At 71.0% G+C, this 21,343-nt stretch carries 20 protein-coding genes; 7 read left to right on the top strand and 13 right to left on the bottom strand.

All coding sequences use genetic code 11. The annotated features are described in order from the left end of the window. Positions 1 to 90: 90 nt before the first annotated feature. Both ACFVT5_RS17750 and ACFVT5_RS17745 read left to right on the top strand, forming a co-directional pair. The gene (locus ACFVT5_RS17750; protein ID WP_389887888.1) at positions 91 to 969 is read left to right on the top strand and encodes an RNA polymerase sigma-70 factor; all 879 of its coding nucleotides are present in this window, start codon (positions 91 to 93) and stop codon (positions 967 to 969) included. A gap of 269 nt (positions 970 to 1,238) precedes the next feature. After that, positions 1,239 to 2,003, top strand: coding sequence for a GntR family transcriptional regulator (locus ACFVT5_RS17745; protein ID WP_389887885.1), 765 nt, complete (start codon positions 1,239 to 1,241; stop codon positions 2,001 to 2,003). Between the two features lie 120 nt (positions 2,004 to 2,123). On the opposite strand, the gene ACFVT5_RS17740 is transcribed toward ACFVT5_RS17745, so the two are convergent. The 3 genes from ACFVT5_RS17740 to ACFVT5_RS17730 all read right to left on the bottom strand — a co-directional run bounded on the left by ACFVT5_RS17740 (position 2,124) and on the right by ACFVT5_RS17730 (position 5,472). After that, positions 2,124 to 3,281, bottom strand: a complete 1,158-nt coding sequence (locus tag ACFVT5_RS17740) for an ROK family transcriptional regulator (protein WP_389887882.1) — start codon at positions 3,279 to 3,281, stop codon at positions 2,124 to 2,126. 150 nt (positions 3,282 to 3,431) lie between these two features. After that, positions 3,432 to 4,094, bottom strand: a complete 663-nt coding sequence (locus tag ACFVT5_RS17735; protein ID WP_389887879.1) for a response regulator — start codon at positions 4,092 to 4,094, stop codon at positions 3,432 to 3,434. Positions 4,095 to 4,227: 133 nt separating this feature from the next. Next, a complete protein-coding gene (locus ACFVT5_RS17730) occupies positions 4,228 to 5,472 on the bottom strand; it encodes a histidine kinase (protein WP_389888206.1) in 1,245 nt (414 codons plus the stop codon). A gap of 129 nt (positions 5,473 to 5,601) precedes the next feature. On the opposite strand from ACFVT5_RS17730, the gene ACFVT5_RS17725 reads away from it, so the two are divergent. From ACFVT5_RS17725 to ACFVT5_RS17715, 3 genes are all read left to right on the top strand, one after another. Beyond that, complete coding sequence (locus tag ACFVT5_RS17725) at positions 5,602 to 6,540, top strand: ABC transporter ATP-binding protein (protein ID WP_389887876.1); 939 nt, start codon at positions 5,602 to 5,604, stop codon at positions 6,538 to 6,540. A gap of 2 nt (positions 6,541 to 6,542) precedes the next feature. Further along, positions 6,543 to 7,277, top strand: a complete 735-nt coding sequence (locus tag ACFVT5_RS17720) for an ABC transporter permease (RefSeq protein ID WP_389887873.1) — start codon at positions 6,543 to 6,545, stop codon at positions 7,275 to 7,277. Between the two features lie 65 nt (positions 7,278 to 7,342). Then, positions 7,343 to 7,813: a hypothetical protein gene (locus ACFVT5_RS17715; RefSeq protein ID WP_389887870.1), complete on the top strand. Its 471-nt coding sequence runs from the start codon at positions 7,343 to 7,345 to the stop codon at positions 7,811 to 7,813. Positions 7,814 to 7,852: 39 nt separating this feature from the next. Here the strand turns inward: ACFVT5_RS17715 and ACFVT5_RS17710 are convergent, their stop codons facing one another. The 10 genes from ACFVT5_RS17710 to ACFVT5_RS17665 form a co-directional block, all read right to left on the bottom strand. Next, positions 7,853 to 8,389: a GNAT family N-acetyltransferase gene (locus ACFVT5_RS17710; RefSeq protein WP_389887868.1), complete on the bottom strand. Its 537-nt coding sequence runs from the start codon at positions 8,387 to 8,389 to the stop codon at positions 7,853 to 7,855. 32 nt (positions 8,390 to 8,421) lie between these two features. Continuing rightward, positions 8,422 to 8,994: a G/U mismatch-specific DNA glycosylase gene (gene mug / locus ACFVT5_RS17705; RefSeq protein ID WP_389887865.1), complete on the bottom strand. Its 573-nt coding sequence runs from the start codon at positions 8,992 to 8,994 to the stop codon at positions 8,422 to 8,424. Positions 8,995 to 9,008: 14 nt separating this feature from the next. After that, on the bottom strand, positions 9,009 to 10,451 hold the full coding sequence (purB, locus tag ACFVT5_RS17700; RefSeq protein WP_389887862.1) for an adenylosuccinate lyase: 1,443 nt from the start codon (positions 10,449 to 10,451) through the stop codon (positions 9,009 to 9,011). Positions 10,452 to 10,592: 141 nt separating this feature from the next. Continuing rightward, on the bottom strand, positions 10,593 to 11,369 hold the full coding sequence (locus ACFVT5_RS17695; protein ID WP_389887859.1) for an SGNH/GDSL hydrolase family protein: 777 nt from the start codon (positions 11,367 to 11,369) through the stop codon (positions 10,593 to 10,595). A 50-nt stretch (positions 11,370 to 11,419) separates the two neighbouring features. Further along, entirely contained in the window at positions 11,420 to 12,433 is a 1,014-nt protein-coding gene (locus ACFVT5_RS17690; RefSeq protein ID WP_389887856.1) for a hemolysin family protein, read from the bottom strand. Further along, positions 12,430 to 13,761 (bottom strand): hemolysin family protein, encoded by a 1,332-nt coding sequence (locus ACFVT5_RS17685; RefSeq protein ID WP_389887853.1) that lies wholly within the window; start codon positions 13,759 to 13,761, stop codon positions 12,430 to 12,432. Before ACFVT5_RS17685 ends, ACFVT5_RS17690 begins: the two co-directional genes overlap by 4 nt. A 302-nt stretch (positions 13,762 to 14,063) precedes the next feature. After that, the gene (locus ACFVT5_RS17680; RefSeq protein WP_389887850.1) at positions 14,064 to 14,489 is read right to left on the bottom strand and encodes a GNAT family N-acetyltransferase; all 426 of its coding nucleotides are present in this window, start codon (positions 14,487 to 14,489) and stop codon (positions 14,064 to 14,066) included. A gap of 69 nt (positions 14,490 to 14,558) precedes the next feature. Continuing rightward, entirely contained in the window at positions 14,559 to 15,773 is a 1,215-nt protein-coding gene (locus ACFVT5_RS17675) for a helix-turn-helix domain-containing protein (protein WP_389887847.1), read from the bottom strand. Between the two features lie 199 nt (positions 15,774 to 15,972). Then, positions 15,973 to 17,598: a DUF6801 domain-containing protein gene (locus ACFVT5_RS17670; protein ID WP_389887844.1), complete on the bottom strand. Its 1,626-nt coding sequence runs from the start codon at positions 17,596 to 17,598 to the stop codon at positions 15,973 to 15,975. Between the two features lie 192 nt (positions 17,599 to 17,790). Beyond that, positions 17,791 to 18,390 carry a hypothetical protein gene (locus ACFVT5_RS17665; protein WP_389887841.1) on the bottom strand — a complete coding sequence of 200 codons (600 nt, stop codon included), beginning with the start codon at positions 18,388 to 18,390 and terminating at the stop codon, positions 17,791 to 17,793. 466 nt (positions 18,391 to 18,856) lie between these two features. On the opposite strand from ACFVT5_RS17665, the gene ACFVT5_RS17660 reads away from it, so the two are divergent. Then, positions 18,857 to 19,801, top strand: coding sequence for a hypothetical protein (locus ACFVT5_RS17660; RefSeq protein ID WP_389887839.1), 945 nt, complete (start codon positions 18,857 to 18,859; stop codon positions 19,799 to 19,801). 520 nt (positions 19,802 to 20,321) lie between these two features. Then, positions 20,322 to 21,341, top strand: coding sequence for an ABC transporter ATP-binding protein (locus ACFVT5_RS17655; protein WP_389887836.1), 1,020 nt, complete (start codon positions 20,322 to 20,324; stop codon positions 21,339 to 21,341). The last annotated feature ends 2 nt before the right edge of the window (positions 21,342 to 21,343 follow it).

Below are 21,343 nucleotides of genomic sequence, written 5' to 3'. Positions count from 1 at the left end.
TGTCAGCAATAGCTACCGACGGGTAGACCCCGGTGGCGAGTTCGCGTACGGGAAGTGGACACGGCGCGGCACGTCGGGTGGGATGGACGGGTGGCAACCGACATCACGACCGAGGTTTTCGAGGAGCACCGGGGCGTCCTGATGGGCGTCGCCTACCGCATGCTGGGCCGGGTGGCCGACGCGGAGGACGTCGTCCAGGAGACCTGGCTGCGCTGGGCGGGCACCGACCGGGAGCCGGTCCGCGACCCGCGCGCGTTCCTCGTGCGAACCGCCACCCGCCTCGCGATCGACCGGCTCCGCCAGGTCCAGGCGCGCCGTGAGGCGTACGTGGGGCCGTGGCTGCCCGAACCCTTGGTCACCGACCTCGGGGCGGTCGCGCCGGACACCGCGGAGCGCGCGGTGCTCGCCGACTCCGTCTCGTTCGCCGTCATGGTCGTCCTGGAGTCGCTGTCACCGCTGGAGCGCGCGGTGTTCGTGCTCCGGGAGGCGTTCGGGTACCCGTTCGCGGAGATCGCCGCCATCCTCGACCGCGGTGAGCCCGCCGTACGGAAACTGGCCACCCGCGCGCGGCAGCACGTCGAGGAGCGCCGGCCGCGCTACCGCGTCGACCCGGACGAACGCCGCGACCTCACCGAACGGTTCCTCGCCGCGGCCACGAGCGGTGACCTGGACGGCCTCATGACGCTGCTCGCGCCGGACGTCAGTCTGGTGAGCGACACCGACGGCAAGGCCAGGGCGCCGCTGCGGATCATCGTTTCGGCCGCCAAGGTGGCCCGTTTCCTGCACGGCGTCGCCGAGCAGGGCGCGGCGGAACTCAGCTTCCGCGTCATCGAACTCAACGGCGGGACGGCGGTCCTGGCCCTCGACGGGGGCAAGCCGGACTCCGTCTTCCAACTCGACGTCGCCGACGGTCACATCCAGCGCATGTACCTCATCCGCAACCCCGAGAAGCTGCTGCCCCTCGGCTGAGACTTCCTCGATCCGGCAAAGTCTCCGCCCCGACCCAGCCGTCCCCGGGCCCCCGCTCCCGCCATGTGACGGGCGCCTTACACGCGCGTGTGCTGCACGAACGTCGCGTGAACGCTCCCGGACCAGGGACCCGTGTGCCCCGCGACCGTTCCAGGATTGGTCTTGACCAAGTGTGGGGACCGGCCTATCGTCGCAGAGATAGTGCAGGAACCTTTAATAAACAAGGGCGCTTAAAACGCCTCCGAGACACGGCGATTGCGGAGGACAGGGTGGGGACCACCACGCAGCTGGAATCGGTGCCGGAGCCCAAGTACTGGCATCTGAAGACCGTGCTCACCGAGGCACTGGACACGGAGTTCGCGGTGGGACAGATCCTGCCGAACGAACGGGATCTCGCCGCGCGCTTCGGCGTCGCGCGGGCCACCCTCCGCCAGGCCCTTGAACAGCTCGAACTCGAAGGGCGCCTCCAGCGCCGCCGGGGCGTCGGCACCACCGTCGCGCCCCCGCGCATGGGCGTGGCCGTCGGCTCCGACGACCAGGACTGGCCCGGCGCGCTCGGTGACGCCTGGCAGACCGCCGACTGCGAGAGCGCAGCGGCGCCCGCCGCCGTCGCCAGGATGCTGGAGACCGCCGACGGCGAGGCCGTGCACATCGTCCGCCGCAGCCGGGTGTCGCACGGCCAGCCCGTCGCGGCCGAGCTGCTGTACATCCCCGAGTCCTCGGTGCCCGACCTGTCGGCCATCAACGCCCCGTCGCCCAGCGCACGCGCGCGTGCCGTCCTGCGGGAACTCCAGCGCCTCGGCCTCGAAGGACAGGACCGCGCCGTCGAACTGGGCTCGGCCCGCGCCGACGACGCCAAGGAACTCGACCGGCTGCCCGGCTCACCCGTCCTGGTCGTCACCACCCGGTACTTCGCCGAGGGCCGCACCGCGGCCGTCTCCGTGGCGACCTACCGCGCGGACACCTGCCGGCTCACCTTCGGGGACTCCGGCGGCGTCGAAATACACCACGGCCCCGAGCGCCAGGCATCCTGACCCCGAGCGGGCTATCCGGTACGCGCCAACCCGGTACGCGCCCACTCATCCTGTGCCGGCCGGGTCCCGTACGGACGCTCCCGGACCGGGGCGTTCCGACCCCGGACAGCGGCGCGGCGGTCACCGCCGCGCCGTCACCGTGCTCTCCACCGCGAACAGCTCCTCCTCGACATGGTCGAGCGCGAGCCGCAACGCCCCCGTCGCGATGGCGGCCTCGCCGAGCATCGACAGCGCCACCCGCGGCGGCCGGAGACAGTAGCGGGCCAACTCACCGCGCAACGGCTCCAGTACGCCGTCCAGACCGGCCGCCCAGCCGCCCACGACGACCAGCTCCGGGTCCAGTGCGAGGACCAGCGCCGCCACATCGTGCACCAGCCGCTGGATGAAGCGGTCCAGGGCCGCCTGGGCCCGCTCGTCGCCCTTGCGGGCGTGCGCGAAGACCTCGGCCACGGCCTGCTCGTCCAAAGGGTGCAGGGGCTTGTCGGTGGTCGAGAGCAGCGTCTCCGGCGTCGCCTCACGGCCCAGCAGATGCAACGCCCCGATCTCGCCCGCCGCACCGCCGAAACCCCGGTGCAGCCGTCCGCCGATCAGGGATCCCGCGCCCGGGCTGAGACCGGCCAGGACGAACACCATGTCGTCGGACTCGGTCGCCGCGCCCTTCCAGTGCTCGGCCACGGCCGCCGCGTTGGCGTCGTTCTCCACGAGGACCGGGCAGCGGAACGACCGGCGCAGCCGCTCGCCCAGTTGCAGCCCCGTCCACTCCGGCAGGGCCGTGCCGAGCCGTACCGTCCCGTCCGCCTCGACGATCCCAGGGCTGCCCACACCGACCGCCCGCAGCGAACTGCGGGCCACTCCGGCCCGGCGCAGCAGATCCGCGACGGCCACCCGCAACCGGTCGAGCCGTTCGTCGGCCGAGGCCGTTTCGGAGACCGATTTGGACGCCGTGCCGAGGAACGTGCCGTCCAGATCGGCGAGCACGGCCGCGACCCGGTGCGGGCCGATCTCCAGGCCCAGCAGATGCCCCGCCTCGGCACGGAACCGGAACCTGCGGGCCGGGCGCCCCTGGCGCCGCGCGGCGCCCTCCTCGGCGGCCGTCTCGACGACGAGACCCGCCTCGATCAGCCCCTCGACCACGCCCTCGACCGTGGGCCGCGACAGCCCCGTCACCCGGGTCACCTCGGTGAGGGTCGCGCAGTCGGTGGCCCGCAGCGCGTGCAGCACCACAGCGGAATTGATCCGCCGCAGCAGTGAGGGATCCCCGCCGGTCAGCCGCCCCAACGTCGGTCCTCCCCGCTCGTGCGCATGGCCCGGATCGTACTCGGCACCGGACGATTACGGCGAGTGTCCGGCGAGGTCGTGACCATGTCGAATCCGGGACGTGTCCCCGGCGCCACGCGGATCCGGAATCCGGGCCGGACGACCGGCGACTCAGCCCGGCGAGACGAACCCCGACTCATACGCCGCGATCACCGCCTGCGTACGGTCCCGGGCCCCCAGCTTGGCCAGGACGGCGCTCACATGGGACTTGACCGTCTCGGTGCCCACGACCAGCCGGGCGGCGATCTCCGCGTTGGACAGGCCCCGAGTCATCAGCCGCAGTACGTCCGCCTCACGGTCCGTCAGGGCGGCACGGTCCAGCGCCTCGCGGGCCACCGGATCGCCGTACTCCTTGCCGTGCTCGGCGGCCAATCTCCGTACCGCGGCGGGGAACAGGAGCGAGTCGCCCTGCGCGACCAGGCGCACCGCGTTCACGATCTCCACGGGCCTGGCCCGCTTCAGCAGGAAACCGTCCGCGCCCGCGCGCAGCGCCTCGTAGACGTACTCGTCGTTCTCGAACGTCGTCACCACCAGGATCTTCGGCGGATCGGACACCGTGCGCAGCACCGCGCGCGTGGCCTCGATGCCGTCCAGGAGCGGCATCCGCACATCCATCGCCACCACGTCCGGACGCAGACTGCGCACCAGCGGGATCACGGCTGCCCCGTCCGCCGCCTCGCCCACCACCTCGATGTCCGACTGCGCCTCCAGAACGGCCCGCAGACCCGCGCGTACGAGAGGTTCGTCGTCGACCAGCAGGACGGTGAGCGGCATCCGGCCAGCCTAGAGGAGCCGGGTGATACGGACCGGCGCCAGGTCGGCGGACCTGGTCGGGGCACAGGGGCAGGGCAAAGGTCGGGGGACCCGCGTCGGGCCAGGGAGTCGTCGTCAGGCCAGAGGGTCGTCGTCAGGTCAGGGGCAGCTCGACATAGACCCGCCACTCGCCGTCGTCGGGACCCGTGTGGGCCCGGCCGCCGAGCAGGGCCGCTCGCTCCCGGATGCCGCGCAGCCCACTGCCGCGACCGGACGGCCGGGACGGTTCTTTGGGGGACAGGTTCCGGGCCGCTTCGACGGTCAGCGGATTGCGTACGTCGATCTCCACGCGCGCGTGGAGCACCGTCACCCTGACCCGTACAGGGACCGAACCGGCGTGCCGGAGCACATTCGTGAGGGACTCCTGGAGCATGCGGTAGCCCTCGCGGGACACGGGCCCCGGCACCCGCTCCAGGGGCCCGGACACCTCGACGTCGAGCTTCGCGCCCGACGCGCGCGCGGAGTCCAGGAGCCGGTCGGCGTCGGCGAGCGTGGGGCGCGCGCTCACGGGCCGCTCGGCGTCGCGCAGCACGATCAGTACCCGCTCCAACTCCTCCAGGGCCGCCCGTCCGGTCTCCTCGATGGCGTCGAGCGCCCGCTCCGTGAACGCCGCGTCGCCCGCCGCGCGCGCGGCGCCCGCCTGGACCACCGCCACCGTCAGGGCGTGGCCGATGGAGTCGTGCAGTTCACGGGCGATCCTGTTGCGCTCAAGGACGCGTTCCGTGCGCTCCTCCAGGGCCGCGAGCCGTTCGGCGGGCGAGGACCCGAGCAGCCGGCGGGCGGCGCCGGCCATGCCCGCACCGGTGAGCGTGACGAACACCATCATGACCGCGAGCGGGACCGGGATCAGCAGGGCCGACAGCCAGGGCGCGGCCGGCGTCCAGAGCAGGATGCCGTCGTCGTTCAGCGGCTCACCGATGGCCGCGCCGATCAGCGCCAGGGTGGAGGCCATGAGCTGGCCGCATCCCAGGGCGACCGCGCAGCCGACCTCCAGACGCAGCACCATCCACACCGCGGTGCGCGCCACCTCACGCCACGACGCCGACGGTGAGGCGCTGATGCCCGGATCGGACGTGTCGTCCCTCTCGCGCGCGTGGGACCCCGGAAACAGCATCAGCCGCGCCTGAAGCCCTTCCGCGCGGCGCATCACCGGGACCATCGCCGCCGCAACGACCAGCGGAATCGGCAGCGTCACGATCAATGCCCAGCGCGCGGGCGAGGTGTCGGAGAGCCCCGGAAAGATGATGCCGCACACGAACGCGACGACCGACGCCAACAGCATGTGCAGCCAGCGCGTGTACGTCACCGCGTGCACCAGCGGACGCAGGAGGCGAGGCACACGGCCGATGAGGCGGGACATACCCGTCATCGTGCCAGCACCCCGCGGCGCCCGGTTCCCCCGCGCGGGGGAGACGATCTCCGCCCACGGGGGAGGACCACGGGGCCGCCCGCCCGCGAGTCTGGGCCCATGACCAGCATCGACGTGACAGACCTGACCAAGGAGTACGGGACGACCCGGGCCGTGGACCGGCTGACCTTCTCCGTCCTGCCGGGCCGGGTCACCGGATTCCTCGGCCCGAACGGCGCCGGCAAATCCACCACCCTGCGGCTCGTGCTCGGCCTCGACCGGCCCACCAGCGGCACGGCGACGCTCGGCGGACGCCCCTACGCCGCCCTGGACGAACCCCTGCGTCAGGTCGGCGCCCTGCTGGACGCGCAGGCCGCGCACGGCTCCCGCACCGCGTACCGCCATCTCCTCGCCCTCGCCGTCAGCAACCGCATCTCCGCGCGCCGCGTCGACGCGGTCCTGGAGGAGACCGGACTCGCGCCGGTCGCCCGGCGCCGTATCAAGACGTTCTCGCTCGGGATGCGCCAGCGCCTCGGCATCGCCGCCGCGCTCCTCGGTGACCCCGCCGTCGTTCTCCTGGACGAGCCCTCCAACGGCCTCGACCCGGAAGGCATCATCTGGATCCGCGAGACGTTGCGCCGGCTCGCGCGCGAGGGCCGCACCGTCCTGGTCTCCAGCCATCTCATGAACGAGACCGCCACGTTCGCCGACCACCTCGTCGTGCTGGGCCGCGGGAGGCTGCTCGCCGACGCACCGCTGCCCGCGTTCCTCGCCGCGCACACCGCGCCCCGCGCGCGCGTACGCAGCACCGAGCCGGAACGCCTGCGGGCGACCCTGGCCCGGCACGGCCACGAGATGCTGCCCGACGTGGACGGCAAGTGGCTCGTCAACGGGGTGAAGGCCGAGGAGATCGGCGCCATCGCCGCGCGCGAGGGCATCCCCGTCCTCGAACTCGCCGACGACCAGGCGTCCTTGGAGCAGGCGTATCTCGCCCTCACCGCCGACGACACCGAGTTCGCGGCGGCCCGCACCGAACCCACCACACCCCAGGAGGTCTGAGCATGTCCACCAGCGCGGTCCTGCACTCCGAGTGGATCAAGATCCGCTCGGTGCGCGCCGGCTTCGGTTCGCTCATCGCGGTCTTCGCCGTCTCGCTCGGCACCACCCTGATCGTGTTCCCCACGGTGGGCCAGTCACAGGCCGAGAACGGCGGCGACCCGGTCCTCGCCGCCTTCTACGCCCTCAACTTCGCCCAGATCGCGGCCATCTCCTTCGGCGCCACCGCCGTATCGTCCGAGTACCTGAACCACGCCCTGCGGGTCTCGCTCTGGGCGGTCCCGAGGCGCGGCCAGTTGTACGGCGCCAAGATGGCCGTCATCGGCGGCGCCGCACTCGCCGTGGGGCTCGTCACCACCTTCGCCTCCTTCCTCGCCGGGCAGGCGTTCATGGGGAAGTACGCCATCGGGCTCGGCGAACCGGGCGCCCTGCGCGCGTGCTTCGGCGGCGCCGTCCTTCTGGCGCTGATGGCGCTGTTCGCCGCGGGTCTCACCGTGCTGCTGCGCAGCGGCGTGGCCGTGCTGAGCCTGCTGATCCCCTTCACGCTGATCGCGTCGTTCGTCATCGGCGACGTCGCGGGGGGCGCCGCGAAATACCTCCCCGACCAGGCGGGGCGGCAGGTGCTGTACCAGAATGCGCCGGGGACGCCCGGACCCTGGACCGGGCTCGCGGTCCTGGCACTCTGGGCCGCGGCAGCGCTGCTCGCCGGATGGTGGGCGATTCGCCGCCGCGACGCGTGATCGCGGGCGGGGGTTCGTCGGTGACCCACCGCCAATTGTCAGTGGGGGCAGGTTTACTGGAGAGCATGAGCACCGCACAGCACCTCGCCGCGATCGATCTGCTGTGCTCCCGGGAATTCCCCGCGGAGCACGGCCGACCGGTCGATGTCGTCGGAGCTGTCGGTGCTGTCGGCGGTCCGGGGTACTTCGTCGTCGACCTCACCGGGCCGGACGGACACGGCGACGAGGGCGCCTGGGCGTACGCGGTCGCCGAGGAGCAGGCGTACGCGGACCGGGAATCGCTCGCGGTGCTGCTCACGGAGCGGATCGGGCGCCCGGACCACATCGGCCTCCAGGGCATGGCCCTACGCGCCTTTGACACCGGTCACGACACCGGCGGGGCGATACCCGAGCCGTGGGCGACGGTCAGCTCACGGCACGGTGACGCACTGGTGTGGCGGACCGACAACCGCTGGCTGGTCCTGGCGATAACCCGCCGGGACCCGGAATCACCGGTCCACTTCCTGGCCGCGGTCACCGACGTCGACCCACCTTGACGGCACCCAACTACACAAGGGCATCAACGGCTCCCGGCATCAGCGCCCCACGCCCTCGAACTCCGCCCTCGTCACCGCGTACACCCGCACCGGCCGCCCGCACGACGGATCGACCAGTTCCCGGTCCAGGCGCATCCCCAGCTTGGTCATGATGCGTTCCGAGGCGTCGTTGCCCGTCTGGGCCACACTGACGATCCGGTCCAGGTCACGGTCCTTCAGCCCGAAACGCAGTGCGGCGAGCGCCGCCTCCGTGGCGAGGCCCTGTCCCCAGTAGGCCCGGCCGAGACGCCAGCCGATCTCGACAGAAGGGAGCAGTTCGGGAAGGTACTCGGGGACCGAGAAGCCCGTGAAGCCGACGAGTTCGCCGCTCTCCCGGAGTTCGACGGCGAAGAGGCCGAAGCCCTGGCCGTCCCACGCGCGCTCCATCGCCTCGACGGCGGCGCGGGTCCCGTCGAGGGAGCGGACCGAGCCGTCGCCGATCCAGCGCATCACTTCGGGGTCGCCGCTGATCGTCGCCAGCGGGGCGATGTCCTCGTGCCGCCAGCGGCGCAGCGTCAGCCGGGAGGTCGTGATCACGCGTCCATGGTGGCCCATGGCCCCCGTGCCGGCTACTCCGAGGCCGCCGCCCGCAGACGCCCGTACTCCTGCGCCATCGTCGCCGCCGTCCAATGCGCGTTCAGGCCGCTGGGGTTGGGGAGGACCCAGACCCGGCTGCCGCCGATCGTCGCGTCGCGCGGGCCGATCGCGGCCCGGCGGTCGTCGAAGGCGGCGCGGAACGCGGTGACGCCCACCACGGCGAGCCACCGCGGGCGCAGCCGCTCGACCTTCGCCGCCAGCAGACGCCCGCCCTCGCGGTACTCGTCCGCCGTCAACTCGTCGGCCCGGGCGGTCGCGCGGGCCACCACATTGGTGATGCCGAGCCCGCACGACAGCAACTCGTCCTGCTCCGAAGGGTGGAAGAGCCGGGGCGTGAAGCCGGACAGGTGCAGGACCGGCCAGAAGCGGTTGCCGGGGCGGGCGAAGTGGTGGCCCGTCGCCGCCGTCATCAGGCCCGGGTTGATACCGCAAAACAGCACACGCAGGCCCTCGGCGCAGACGTCCGGCACCAACCGGTCGCGCGCGGCCTCCAGTTCGGCGGCCGTGAACCGCGCCGACCGTGTCAACCGCGTCGATCCCGTCAACCGTGCCGACCGTGTCAGAGGATCGCCCCCGGTGTGTAGCCCGCGGCCTCCGGGTGCCGCTTCGCGATCTCCTCGACCCGGGCGACGACGGCCGCCACCTGGTCGCCGGCCGCGCCCGTGAAGGACAGCTTGTCCGCCATCAGCGCGTCAAGCTGCGCACGGTCCAGCGGAATCCGGTCGTCCGCGGCGAGTTTGTCGAGCAGTTCATTGCGCTCGGCGCCCTGCTCGCGCATCGCCAGGGCGGACGTGACCGCGTTCTCCTTGATCGCCTCGTGCGCCAACTCGCGGCCGACACCCGCCCGTACGGCACCCATGAGGACCTTCGTGGTGGCGAGGAACGGCAGATAGCGGTCCAGCTCCCGCGCGACGACGGCGGGGAAGGCACCGAACTCGTCCAGCACCGTCAGGAAGGTCTCCAGGAGTCCGTCGAGCGCGAAGAACGCGTCGGGCAGCGCGACCCGGCGGACCACGGAGCAGGAGACGTCGCCCTCGTTCCACTGGTCGCCCGCCAGCTCGCCGGTCATGGACGCGTAACCCCGCAGGATCACCATCAGACCGTTCACGCGCTCGCAGGAGCGGGTGTTCATCTTGTGCGGCATCGCCGACGAGCCGACCTGGCCCGGCTTGAAGCCCTCGGTGACCAGCTCGTGGCCCGCCATCAGGCGGATCGTCTTCGCGAGCGAGGAGGGCGCGGCGGCGAGCTGGACGAGCGCGGTGACGACCTCGTAGTCCAGGGAGCGCGGGTAGACCTGGCCGACCGAGGTGAACGCCTGCGAGAAGCCCAGATGCCCGGCGATGCGCTGCTCAAGATCCGCGAGCTTGGCCGCGTCGCCGCCCAGCAGGTCGAGCATGTCCTGCGCGGTGCCGACCGGGCCCTTGATGCCGCGCAGCGGATAGCGGGTCAGCAGCTCTTCGACCCGTCCGTACGCCACGAGGAGTTCGTCGGCGGCCGTCGCGAAACGCTTGCCCAGGGTGGTGGCCTGCGCGGCGACATTGTGCGAGCGGCCCGCCATGACCAGCTCGCCGTACTCGCCCGCGAGCTTCCCGAGGCGGACGAGGACCGCGACCGTGCGGTCCCGCATCAGTTCGAGGGAGAGCCGGATCTGGAGCTGCTCGACGTTCTCCGTGAGGTCCCGCGAGGTCATGCCCTTGTGGACGTGCTCATGTCCGGCGAGGGCGTTGAACTCCTCGATCCGGGCCTTCACGTCATGGCGCGTGACCTTCTCGCGCTCGGCGATCGAGCCGAGGTCGACCTCGTCGAGCACGCGCGCGTAGTCGTCGAGCGCCGCGTCCGGCACCTCGATCCCGAGGTCCTTCTGGGCCCGCAGCACGGCGAGCCAGAGCTGACGCTCAAGCCGTACCTTCTGCTCGGGCGACCACAGGGTGGCCAGCTCGGCGGAGGCATAGCGACCGGCCAGGACGTTGGGGATACGGGGCTTCGCAGACGCAGCAGTCACGTGGACGGATTCTACTGTCGATTCGCGCAGGCCAGCGCCATGGGGCTGTTCGTCGGAACCTACAAGGACCGACGAAGACCTATGACGAAGACCTATAAGGACCGACGAGGACCTACAGGGAACCAGCAGGATCTACGCGTCCTACGACGCCCCCTCGTACGGCAGCAGCTCCGGTCGTTTGGCCGGGCGGCCGTCGCCCGACGAGCGGCCCGTGAGCCGGCGGCCTATCCACGGCACGAGATACCGCCGCGCGAAGCGGACGTCGGCGGTCCGGCGGGCGCCCCAGCTCGGCGCCCGTGCCGGGGCGAGCGGCGTCCGCCAGTCGTCCTCGGGCGGGTACCCGAGCGTCTGCCACACCGCCTCGGCGACCCGGCGGTGCCCCTCGCCGGTGAGGTGCAGCCGGTCCACGTCCCAGAGCCGCCGATCGCCGAGGACGGACGCCCCGTACAGGTCGACGACAACCGCGCCGTGCCGCGCCGCGAGCGCGTCGACGCAGGCGAACAGCTCCTCCATGCGGGGGCGGAACCGTTCCAGAACGGGACCCTGGCGGCCGGGGCTGCGCATCAGGACCAGGCGCTCGCAGTTCGGCGCGAGACGTTCGACGGCCTCCTCCAGGAGGGCGCGGACCCGGCCCATGTCGCACTGCGGCCGGAGCGTGTCGTTGAGGCCGCCCACCAGCGTCACCACATCGGGCCGCATCGCCGCCGCCGTGGCGATCTGCTCCTCGACGATCTGGCCGATCAGCTTGCCGCGTACGGCGAGGTTGGCGTACCGGAAGCCGGGCGTCCGGGCGGCCATGCGGGCCGCCAGGAGGTCGGCCCAGCCGCGGTACGAGCCGTCGGGCAGCAGGTCCGACATGCCCTCCGTGAAACTGTCACCGACCGCTACGAGACTGGTGTAGTTGGCATTGATCTCCATCGCGGTGTGATCGTATCCCGAGGTGTCACCGACCTCCCGGGACAGAGCGGCTAGGCGGGCTGTCCGAACAGTTCCTGGAGCACGTCCTCCATGGTCACCAGGCCCGCGAGCTTCCCGTCCGAGCCGATGACCGCCGCCAGATGGGTACGGCTGCGGCGCATCGCCGTGAGCACGTCGTCCAGGGGCGTCGTCGCGCGGATCCGGGCGATCGGGCGCATGTCGCGGATCTGGAAGGGCAGGTCCCGGGGCATGGCGTCGAGGGCGTCCTTCACATGGAGATAGCCCACGATCCGCTGCCCGTCGTCGACGACCGGGAAGCGCGAGAACCCGGACTCGGTCGACAGCCGCTCCAAGTGCTCGGGCGTGACACCCAGGTGCGCGTAGACGACGCGTTCGACGGGGAGTACGACGTCGTTGACCGGGCGGCGGCCCAGCTCCAGCGCGTCGTGCAGGCGCTCCTGCGCGCGGTCGTCGATCAGCCCGGCGTCGCCGGAGTCCTTGACGAGACGGGCGAGTCCGGAGTCCGAGAAGGTCGCGGTGACCTCGTCCTTGACCTCCACGCGCAGCAGCCGGAGCAGCCCGTTGGCGAAGGCGTTCACCGTGAAGATCACCGGACGCAGCGCGCGCGCCAGGGCGACCAGGGGCGGCCCGAGGACCAGCGCGCTGCGCACCGGCTCGGCGAGCGCGACGTTCTTCGGGATCATCTCGCCGAGCAGCATGTGCAGATACGTGGCCACGGTCAGCGCGATCACGAACGAGATCGCGTGGATCGCGCCCTGAGGCACACCCACCGCGTGGAACACGGGTTCCAGCAGATGCGCGATGGCGGGCTCGGCGACCACACCGAGCACCAGCGTGCACAGGGTGATGCCGAGCTGCGCCGCGGCGAGCAGCGCCGACACGTGCTCCAGGCCCCACAGCACACTGCGGGCCCGCCGGTCGCCCTCCTCGGCGTGCGGTTCGATCTGGCTGCGGCGCACCGAGATCAGGGCGAACTCCGCGCCGACGAAGAAGGCGTTCGCGACCAGGGTCGCCAGGCCGATCAGCAGCTGGACGGCGATCATCGCTCCTCCTCCGGTTCGACAGGGGTGACGGGTTCGTGCAGCAGCAGGCGGGCCGCGCGGCGTCCGCTCGCGTCCACCACGTCGAGCCGCCAGCCGGCCACCTCGACGCGGTCGCCCGCGGCCGGGATACGCCCCAGCTCGGTGGCGACCAGACCGGCCAGCGTCTCGTACGGGCCGTCCGGGACGCGCAGGCCGACGCGGGCGAGCTGGTCCATCCTGGCCGAGCCGTCCGCCGAGTACAGCGTGCGGCCCTCCTCGTCCGTACCGGCGGTGGCCAGGTCGGATGTCTCGTGCGGGTCGTGTTCGTCGCGTACCTCGCCGACGACCTCCTCGACGATGTCCTCCAGCGTCGCGACCCCGGCTGTGCCGCCGTACTCGTCGATGACGACGGCCATGGTCCGCTTGCCGGAGAGCCGGTCCAGGAGTCGGTCGACGGTCAGGGACTCCGGGACCAGGAGCGGCTCGCGCATCAGTCCGGAGACCCGCTCACGGCGGCGCTGCTCGGCGGGTACCGCGAGGACGTCCTTGATGTGCACGACACCGACGACGGTGTCGAGATTGCCCTGGTACACGGGGAACCGGGACAGGCCCGTGGCGCGGGTCGCGTTCGCCACGTCCTCGCAGGTCGCGTACGCCTCCAGGGCCATGACCTGGACGCGCGGCGTCATCACGTTCTCGGCGGTGAGGTCGGCGAGGTTCAGGGTGCGGACGAAGAGTTCCGCGGTGTCGGCCTCCAGCGCGCCCGCCTTCGCGGAGTGCCGGGCCAGGGCGATCAGCTCCTGCGGTCCGCGTGCCGACGCCAGCTCCTCGGCGGGTTCGAGGCCCATACGGCGTACCGCGTGGTTGGCGGTGTTGTTCAGATGGCTGATGAAGGGGCGGAAGACGGAGGTGAACAGGCGCTGCGGGGTGGCGACGCGTTTGGCGACGGCCAGCGGTGACGAGATCGCCCAGTTCTTCGGTACCAGCTCACCGACGACCATCAGGAACACGGTCGACAGGGCGGTGCCCAGGACGAGGGCCGTGGTGCTCGCGGCGGAGCTGGGTATGCCGAGGCTCTCCAGCGGGCCCGCGATGAGCTTGGCGATGGACGGCTCGGAGAGCATGCCGACGACCAGGTTGGTGACGGTGATCCCGAGCTGGGCACCGGACAGCTGGAAGGTGAGGTTCCGGGCGGCTTTGAGCGCACCGGCCGCGCCGCGCTCGCCGCGCTCCGCGGCCTGTTCCAGGTCGCTGCGCTCGACGGTGGTGAGCGAGAACTCCGCCGCGACGAAGGCTCCGCAGGCCAGCGAGAGCAGAACCGCCACGGCGAGCAGGAGCACTTCGGTCATCGGGTCACCTCCGTCCCATGATCATGCAGGGACGTGGGGAACGCGCGATGTCGACTACTGGGAGGTTCGCCCATGGACGGACGCTCACACCTTTCACAGAAGAGGTTGGACAGAACGGGAGTGCGACCATGCTAAAGCGTCGGCAAAGGTGCCTGCCCCGGACCGCACCTCTCCCGGACCGCACCTCTCCCGGACCGCACCCCTCCCGGACCGTGACCTCTCCCGGACCGCGAACTGTCCCGGGCCGTGGCCCGTCCCCCGCCGCTACCCGTCCCGCACCGCGGCCGGTCTCGGGCCGCGAGCTACCCGTCCAGGTGCTTCACCCAGCGCCGCCACTGCTCCTGGGGAGCGTATCCGGCGGCCCGCCACGCGTGCTGACCGGTCTCGTTGCGTTCCAGGACCATCGCGTCGCCCCGTCGCCCGCCGAGCCGTACGAATCGCTCCTCGGCCGCCGCGAGCAGCGCCGAGCCCACGCCCCTGCGCCGGTGGTCCGGGTGCACGGCGAGCCGGTAGAGGTGGCAGCGCCAGCCGTCGAATCCGGCGATGACGGTTCCGGTGAGGACGCCGTCACGCTCCGCGAGCAGCAGGGCCTCGGGGTCGCGTGAGACGAGCCGGGCCACGCCGCCGGGGTCGTCGCTGATGCTCGTACCCTCCGCGGCCTCGCGCCAGAACCGCAGCACGGCATCGATGTCGGAGGGGTCGGCGGGGCGGACGCGCAGATCACTCATGCCGGGAGCCAAGCAGAGCGGATGTCCCCTCGGCGAGCGATTTCCGCGCCGCGACCGGCGGCGGGAGTGTCACTCGGCGTGATGGAGGGTCCCATGCAGATGCAGCGCCCGCAGCGCCGTCTCCATGGCGAACCGCCTTTCGGGTTGGTCGAGTTGGTCCCCGAAGTGCGCTTCCAGATTGCGCAGCCGGTAGCGGACGGTCTGGGCGTGGACGCCGAGTGTGTCGCCGACCTGTTCCGCGGTGCCCCGGGTGGTGAGCCAGGCGTGCAGTGTCTCGACCAGGCGGGCCCTGCGGTTTCCGGACGCGCCGTTCAGCGGGGCCAGTTCGCGGGCGGCGACCTCGGTGAGCAGGGCCGGGTCGGACAGCAGCCAGAGCGTGACCAGATGGTCGGCGCAGTCGAGGACGGGGGCACTGGCAACGATGTCCTCGTCCACGAGTTGCAGGATGCGTCGGGCCCAGCGCAGCGAGTCGGCGGCCTGCGCGGTCGGGACGGTGAGGCCGAGCGCGACATGGGTCCCGGCGACGGCGGTCTCCAGCATGGCGAGGCGCTCGGGGGTGACGGGACCGGGGACGAGGAGGTGGGGCTGCGGGGCGCCGAGGTCGGCGAGGACGTCGTGGTCGAGGCCGGCCTGTACGAACTCGGGGGCCGGTGCCCGCAGGGCGACCAGGGTGACTTCGTCGGGCAGCGGCCAACCGGTCTGTTCGCACAGTTCGTTGAGGGTGGCGTGCGGGAGTGGGGTGCCCGCGAGGAGCAGATGCAGGAGTCGTCTTCGTAACGCCTCGCCCGCCGAACCCGCCCGGGACTGCACTTCGAGATAGCCCTCGCGGGAGAGCGCTTCCAGTTCTTCGACATAGGCGAAGAGCGAGTCGGCGAAGGTGAGCAGGAGGGTGGGGGAGAGGTCGTAGCGGCGGCCGATGGACTTGGCCCGGCGCAGCGCGACGCGGGCGCCGAGCCGGTACGCGCCCTGGAGGGAGTCGAGGTCCCGGCCCTCGTACGCCTCCACCCGGCCGAAGGTGCGCAGGAGTTCGTCGCGCAGTGTGGTGGGCGACGCGGGGTCGGCGACACGGTCCACGAAGGCGGACAGGCTCTGCTCGAAGCCCTGCCGGATGGCGGCGGCGTTCGGGCCGTTGAGCAACTGGGCGTACTCCGGGTAAGCGCGGGTGACCTCGACCCGTATCTCCTTCATCAGACCGGGCAGTTCGGGCCTCATGATCGCCGCGAATTCCCGGGGGAGGGGCCCCAGGGGCTCGTCCATGTCCGACGACTGCACGGGCAGAGGCATACCAGATCCTTGCTCTCAGGGCGCCCGGTGGGGGCGGTCTGCGGCACCGCCGGTCTGCCTGCGCGAGGGGCCCTGCGCGGTGTGCGTTCGTGGCGGTTCCGTGGCCGTCAGGTGCGTACCTTGGGGAACTCCTGAAGCTAGAACAACTCCCTTGTGATGTACACCACTTGGTTCCGGGATGACCGGAAAGCGGTTGTCGTCAGGGCGTCTTGCTCCCGGGAAGGGGAGGTATGGCGGGCGGGCATCCGGGCATGCCGACGCCTCCGGGGGAGCACACGGTGGCTTGATTCATCGTGATGAGGTTGCCGGGTCCGCTGATCGACGCGGTGAACAGGGGACTCACGTCCTCGCCGTTCGTGCCGCAGCCGGTGAACGCGGGGATGTCCACGGTGCCGGTCAGCAGACCGCCGATGAGGACATTGATGTAACGGCCCGTCGTCGAGGTGAAGTCACCCCGCAGCGTCACTCGGAACGGCTTCGCCGTACGGCAGTTCGGGCCGACGTCCAGTGGGGTGCCGTTCACCTTCACGTCGTGGAGGCGCAGTGACTGGAGGAAGGTCACCACCGCGAAGGGCTCGGCGTTCGGAAAGACGTCGATCGTTCCCGTGGAGATCGTGATGGGCGTCGTCTCGAACTCCACCGCGGCGGTCACCGGGGTGAATCCGAAGCCCAGGAACGTGGAGCGGGAGTCCGGCAGTTGGAGGGCGCCGAGCGAGTCGAAGCGGACGTAGAACGGACCCTCCCTACGGGTTGTCGACTGCATGTTCGCCCGTACGTTCATGAGGGCCGGTTCCCGCTCGGGATCATTGATGATCATCGAACCGTTCAGCTTGCGTACGGTGCCGAGGCCCACCGCGTAGGCACACACGGGCACACCCGGCAGCACGAACGGAGGGTTCAGGACCGTTCCCGGCCGGGGCGGCGGGAGCTGGCTCAGGTCCAGGTCGCCCTTCGGCACCTCGGGCGGGCAGGTCTCCGCGCCGCGCGGGCCGTCCTCGCCGGGGGCCACGCTGATCCCGTCGCGCCCCGCGCCCCCGTCCCCGGGCGCAGCGCCGGACGCGGAGGAGCCCGGAGCGCTCGGCGACCCGTCGCCCGGGACGCCGACCCGCGCGAACCCCGCCGCATCGGGGTCGGACGTTCCGCAGGTCAGGGTGGTGGCGGAGCCGTCCGCCGGGGCGCCGTCGACCGTGGGTGTGACCGTCAGGGTGAGCCCCCCGGCGGTCAGTTCGATGTCGCCGGGGGAGCCGACCGTGATCGTCGGTACCTCGCCGCTGTGTCCGAGCCGCAGTTCCGCTTCGGCCGCCGGAGTCTCCGTCTGCGCCGTGAGCCGGGACCAGGTGGCATCGGCCGTGTCGTCGTTCTGCCGGACCTGGACACCGAGCGTCGCATCGCCGGACAGGCCGGTCGTGCCCGTGGGGAACCTCGGGGCCAGCTCGGCGTACGGCAGCCTCGCCTCGACCCGCACGGGTCCGGGCTGGATCGGCTTGCCCACCGTGGCCGCCGAGGGCAGTGAGGTGGCGATCTCGACAGTGATACGCAGCTTCTCGGCGCCGGCAGCCGCCCCCGCGCCGGACGCGGTCCCCGTACCGGAGCCGGTCCCCGCGCCGGAGTCCGTGCCCGCGTCGGAAGCCGACGGCTCCGGTGACGCTGCCGGGGGCAGCACGCACGCATAGGCGATCACGACCGGCGCCGGAGCCTCCTCCGCGCGGGAACCCGGGCCCGACAGCAGGCCGGCGACGAGCGCGACCGAGGCGACCGACGCCATCCGCCAGGTACGGACGGCTCCGGTGCGGGTGCCGGTGACGGCCTCTCGTTTCACGTTCATCTGCCCTCTCTCGTCGGGCCCGTACGGGTGCGGCTGGTGCTGGTGCTGGTGCTGGTGCTGGTGCTGGTGCCGGTGCTGTCGGTCGGCCGGGTCGGCTGCTCCGGTCGGCCGGTCCTGGCGGGGAACGCCGTCGGGCCCGCCGCCGAGCGGTGGCTCGGTGGCGGGCCGCGGGCGTGGCCCGGGGTTACCGGGTCACGGCGAGGAGATGTTCTGGTTCGCCGTCAGCACGTAGTCACCGACGAAGTTCGCCTTGTCGCCCGGGTTGATCAGGCCGAGGCAGTTGGCGTTGGACTCCGCGGCCAGGGTGCCGCCACCGGTGACGTGCAGGGTGCGGTTGCTGTTCTGGTACGAGCCGTTCACGCTGCCGGAGAAGGTGGCGACACAGGAGAAGCCGGTGATCGTCGCACGGATGCCGGTGATGGTGCCGTTGGCGCGGTCCGTACCGGTCATGGTGTCGAGGTTGATCTTCCAGGGGTACGAGGCGCTGTCGGGGGTGACAGTGAAGTCGATGCCCGCCACGTTGCAGGCCGTGAAGCTGATGGAGGTGATGTCCCCGATGCCCGTGCCGGGGTTCGATCCGGACTTGAGGGTGCCCTTGGCCTGCGAGGAGTTACACGTCAGCTGGGCGGCCGGCACGGTCAGGGTCGGGTTGACGGCGTTCGCTGTGAACGCGCCGCCGGGAGTGATGGTGAAGGTGGCCTGTGCGCCGGCCGAGGCCGAGGTGACGGACAGGCCGAGTGCAGCGGCGAGCGCGGCGGTGGCGATCACGGTCTTTCTGGCGATACTGCGCACGATGTATCCCTCCAGGGATGTGTCGCGTACGTGAGTGGGAATTCCGCCCGGTTCACTGTCCGGGCGGGAAGTGCGGCTCGTTCCACGCGGACGTCGCAGAGGTGGGGCTGCGGCCTTGTCCGTCGCCTGCCGAAGGACGTTACGAGCAAGTAACCTCGCGCCGCAATGGGAACGCAGGAGAATCACGAACGGCATGAGCGGACTGCCGCGTTCCTGGCATCGGCCTAGTGAAATGAGGGGCGGTTCTTGTCGGCCTGTGAGCAGTTCTCCCAGCGGGACACGGAATGCTCACCGAATGACTGAGCGAACCGGGAAGTTACTCATCCGGCGATAAATTCCCGCTCCGTGGAAATGTCGTCAACTAGCCCATTGCCGCCAGGTGTTTCCCGTCAGTAACGTCCCTGGCCGACGACTCCAGACCGTGAACTCCCGACCGTGAACTTCCGACTGTGAGGGGAACACCGACATGCGCTCCATCAGACGCGTTCCGATCCTGGCCCGTGCGGGCACCGTCGCCGTGGTGACGGCCCTCGCCACGCTGGTGTCCGTGGCCCCGTCGTCCGCGGCCACGCAACTGAACGGTTCCTGGGGCCCGTTCACGCGCTGCCCCGTGGACGCGCCCGCCATGCTCGCGGCCGACGGCCAGGTCGACACCGCGATCTGTATCGCCTCCAGCTCCGCCAGCGGCTCCATCAAGCTGGGCAGCTCCGAGGTGCCGACGGGCAGGACGGACCTCCAGGCAGGGGTGATCACGCACGCCAACGGAACCTCCACCGTGGTCTCGCCGCCCGGCGGCGCCCTCGTCGCGGACCCGGCCCAACTCCCGGGCGGGCTGCTGGGACTGATGTGCCCCAGCGACATCCCGGTGGTCACGGCGATCTGCAAGCAGCTCACCGACAACAGCCTGAACCGGGTGACCGCCACCGTCGAATCGGTGAACACACCCACCGACTTCAAGCTGCTCGCCGGTGTGATGAAGGGGCAGCCGATCATCTCGCTGCCGGTGCGCATCAAGCTGGACAACCCGTTCCTCGGCGACAAGTGCTACATCGGCTCGGCCTCCCAGCCCATCGTGCTGCGCCCGCAGAACGCGACCGCGCCCTCGGTGAAGACCGAGCGGTTCGACGGTGACGGCACCCCGAACACCACGGGTGTACTCAACCGGCTGAGCGCGCTGGGCGCCAACCAGGGCGACTCGACGTACGCGGTGCCCGGTGCCAACGGCTGTGGCCTGCTCGGCATCCTCGACTGGGCCGTCAACCTGAAGTCGGGCCTCCCGTCCGCCGCCGGCAACAACAACGTGGTCCTGAACGGCGCGTCCACCTATGTCGCCGCCTTCACCTCACCGGACACCGCGGTGCCGAACGAGGGTCGGCTGCTCGCGGAGTACTGGCACTCGGCGGTGAGGTAGTACGCGGCAAACATCGGTCCCGCGTCGGCGGTGAATTCATCACCCACCGATAAATAACTCCCTCGCCGCACTCAGCCGATGCCAACAAACCGGTGACAGGAATCCACCGTGCGGAAAGTTCGGAACCCGGTATTGCGGCCGTAGGTTACCCGGCCGTAACGTCCCGGGTGTGGCCGCTCGACTCTTTGTCGACGCCCCCCTGTCGACCTGGAGTTCTTATGGGGAAACCGCCGACCCGATCCTCCTTCCGGGCCGAGATCCCCTCGGGTGGGGCCTCGTCCACCCAATCCCCGGAGAAACGAGGTCCCACCCTGCTCGTCCGCCGGGACTGCTCATTCGGCGACAAAAAATCCGGGCGAGTTCATCAGCCGGTGACAAATGACCGAAGGAGCTGCGGAATTACCGTTCCGACTGCTTGTCCGGACGGCACCGGCCAACCTAACGTGCGCCTCTCGGTGCACATCGGCCCCCACCGCGCGCCTGCGTTCCCGCTGGACCCGCTCGACTTGCTGGAGGTGAGATGGGAATCGAAGTAAGGGTCGAGGGCCTGACCAAGTCCTTCGGCAAGCAGAACATCTGGCAGGACGTCACCCTCACCCTGCCCGCCGGTGAGGTGAGCGTCATGCTCGGCCCTTCCGGAACCGGGAAGACCGTGTTCCTCAAGTCCCTCATCGGGCTGCTGAAGCCCGAGCGGGGCCGCGTCCTCATCAACGGCGTCGACATGGTCAACAGCCCCGAGCGTGACGTCATGGAGACCCGGAAGCTGTTCGGGCTGATGTTCCAGGACGGCGCCCTGTTCGGGTCGATGTCCCTCTTCGACAACATCGCCTTCCCGCTGCGCGAGCACACCCGGAAGAAGGAGTCCGAGATCCGGCGCATCGTCATGGAGCGCATCGAGGTGGTCGGACTCCTGGGCGCGGAAGGGAAGTTGCCCGGCGAGATCAGCGGCGGTATGCGCAAGCGCGCCGGGCTCGCCCGTGCCCTGGTGCTCGATCCGCAGATCATCCTCTGCGACGAGCCGGACTCCGGACTGGACCCCGTACGCACCGCGTACATCTCGCAGTTGCTCATCGACCTGAACACGCAGATCGACGCGACCATGCTGATCGTCACGCACAACCTCGACATCGCCGCGACCGTTCCCGACAACATGGGGATGCTGTTCCGGCGCAACCTCGTCGCCTTCGGGCCGCGCGAGGTCCTGCTGACCAGCCGGGAACCCGTCGTGGCGCAGTTCCTGACCGCCAGCAAGGCCGGGCCGATCGGTATGTCCGAGGAGAAGGACGCCGCGACGCTCGCCGCCGAAGCCGCCAACTCGGCGGGCAGCGAACCGATTTCGCCGCGCGCCATCGTGCCGCAGCTCGAACCCTCGCCGGGACTGCCGCCCCGCAGGGCCGTCGCTCGGCGCCGCGAACGCGTCCTCGGTCTGCTCGACACCCTGCCGCCCTCCGCCCGTGCCGCGATCGAGGCGACGTACACCGAGGCTCTCGAACCCACGGCCGTCCTGCCCCGCCGCGCCGGCGCCGGGGGCGTCTCGTGAGC

The organism is Streptomyces sp. NPDC058001 (genome assembly GCF_042886315.1).
Classification (GTDB): domain Bacteria; phylum Actinomycetota; class Actinomycetes; order Streptomycetales; family Streptomycetaceae; genus Streptomyces.
The sequence above is the reverse complement of the archived record's forward strand: the minus strand, read 5'-3'. Positions and strand labels throughout refer to the sequence as shown.

Excerpts from the sequence above, each read along its gene's own strand:
- ACFVT5_RS17735 (WP_389887879.1), bottom strand. The coding sequence starts at position 4,094 with ATGCCGCTCACCGTCCTGCTGGTCGACGACGAACCTCTCGTACGCGCG.
- ACFVT5_RS17725 (WP_389887876.1), top strand. The coding sequence starts at position 5,602 with ATGACCAGCATCGACGTGACAGACCTGACCAAGGAGTACGGGACGACC.
- ACFVT5_RS17720 (WP_389887873.1), top strand. The coding sequence starts at position 6,543 with ATGTCCACCAGCGCGGTCCTGCACTCCGAGTGGATCAAGATCCGCTCG.
- ACFVT5_RS17715 (WP_389887870.1), top strand. The coding sequence starts at position 7,343 with ATGAGCACCGCACAGCACCTCGCCGCGATCGATCTGCTGTGCTCCCGG.
- ACFVT5_RS17695 (WP_389887859.1), bottom strand. The coding sequence starts at position 11,369 with ATGGAGATCAATGCCAACTACACCAGTCTCGTAGCGGTCGGTGACAGT.
- ACFVT5_RS17690 (WP_389887856.1), bottom strand. The coding sequence starts at position 12,433 with ATGATCGCCGTCCAGCTGCTGATCGGCCTGGCGACCCTGGTCGCGAAC.
- ACFVT5_RS17685 (WP_389887853.1), bottom strand. The coding sequence starts at position 13,761 with ATGACCGAAGTGCTCCTGCTCGCCGTGGCGGTTCTGCTCTCGCTGGCC.
- ACFVT5_RS17680 (WP_389887850.1), bottom strand. The coding sequence starts at position 14,489 with ATGAGTGATCTGCGCGTCCGCCCCGCCGACCCCTCCGACATCGATGCC.
- ACFVT5_RS17675 (WP_389887847.1), bottom strand. The coding sequence starts at position 15,773 with ATGCCTCTGCCCGTGCAGTCGTCGGACATGGACGAGCCCCTGGGGCCC.
- ACFVT5_RS17670 (WP_389887844.1), bottom strand. The coding sequence starts at position 17,598 with ATGAACGTGAAACGAGAGGCCGTCACCGGCACCCGCACCGGAGCCGTC.
- ACFVT5_RS17660 (WP_389887839.1), top strand. The coding sequence starts at position 18,857 with ATGCGCTCCATCAGACGCGTTCCGATCCTGGCCCGTGCGGGCACCGTC.
- ACFVT5_RS17655 (WP_389887836.1), top strand. The coding sequence starts at position 20,322 with ATGGGAATCGAAGTAAGGGTCGAGGGCCTGACCAAGTCCTTCGGCAAG.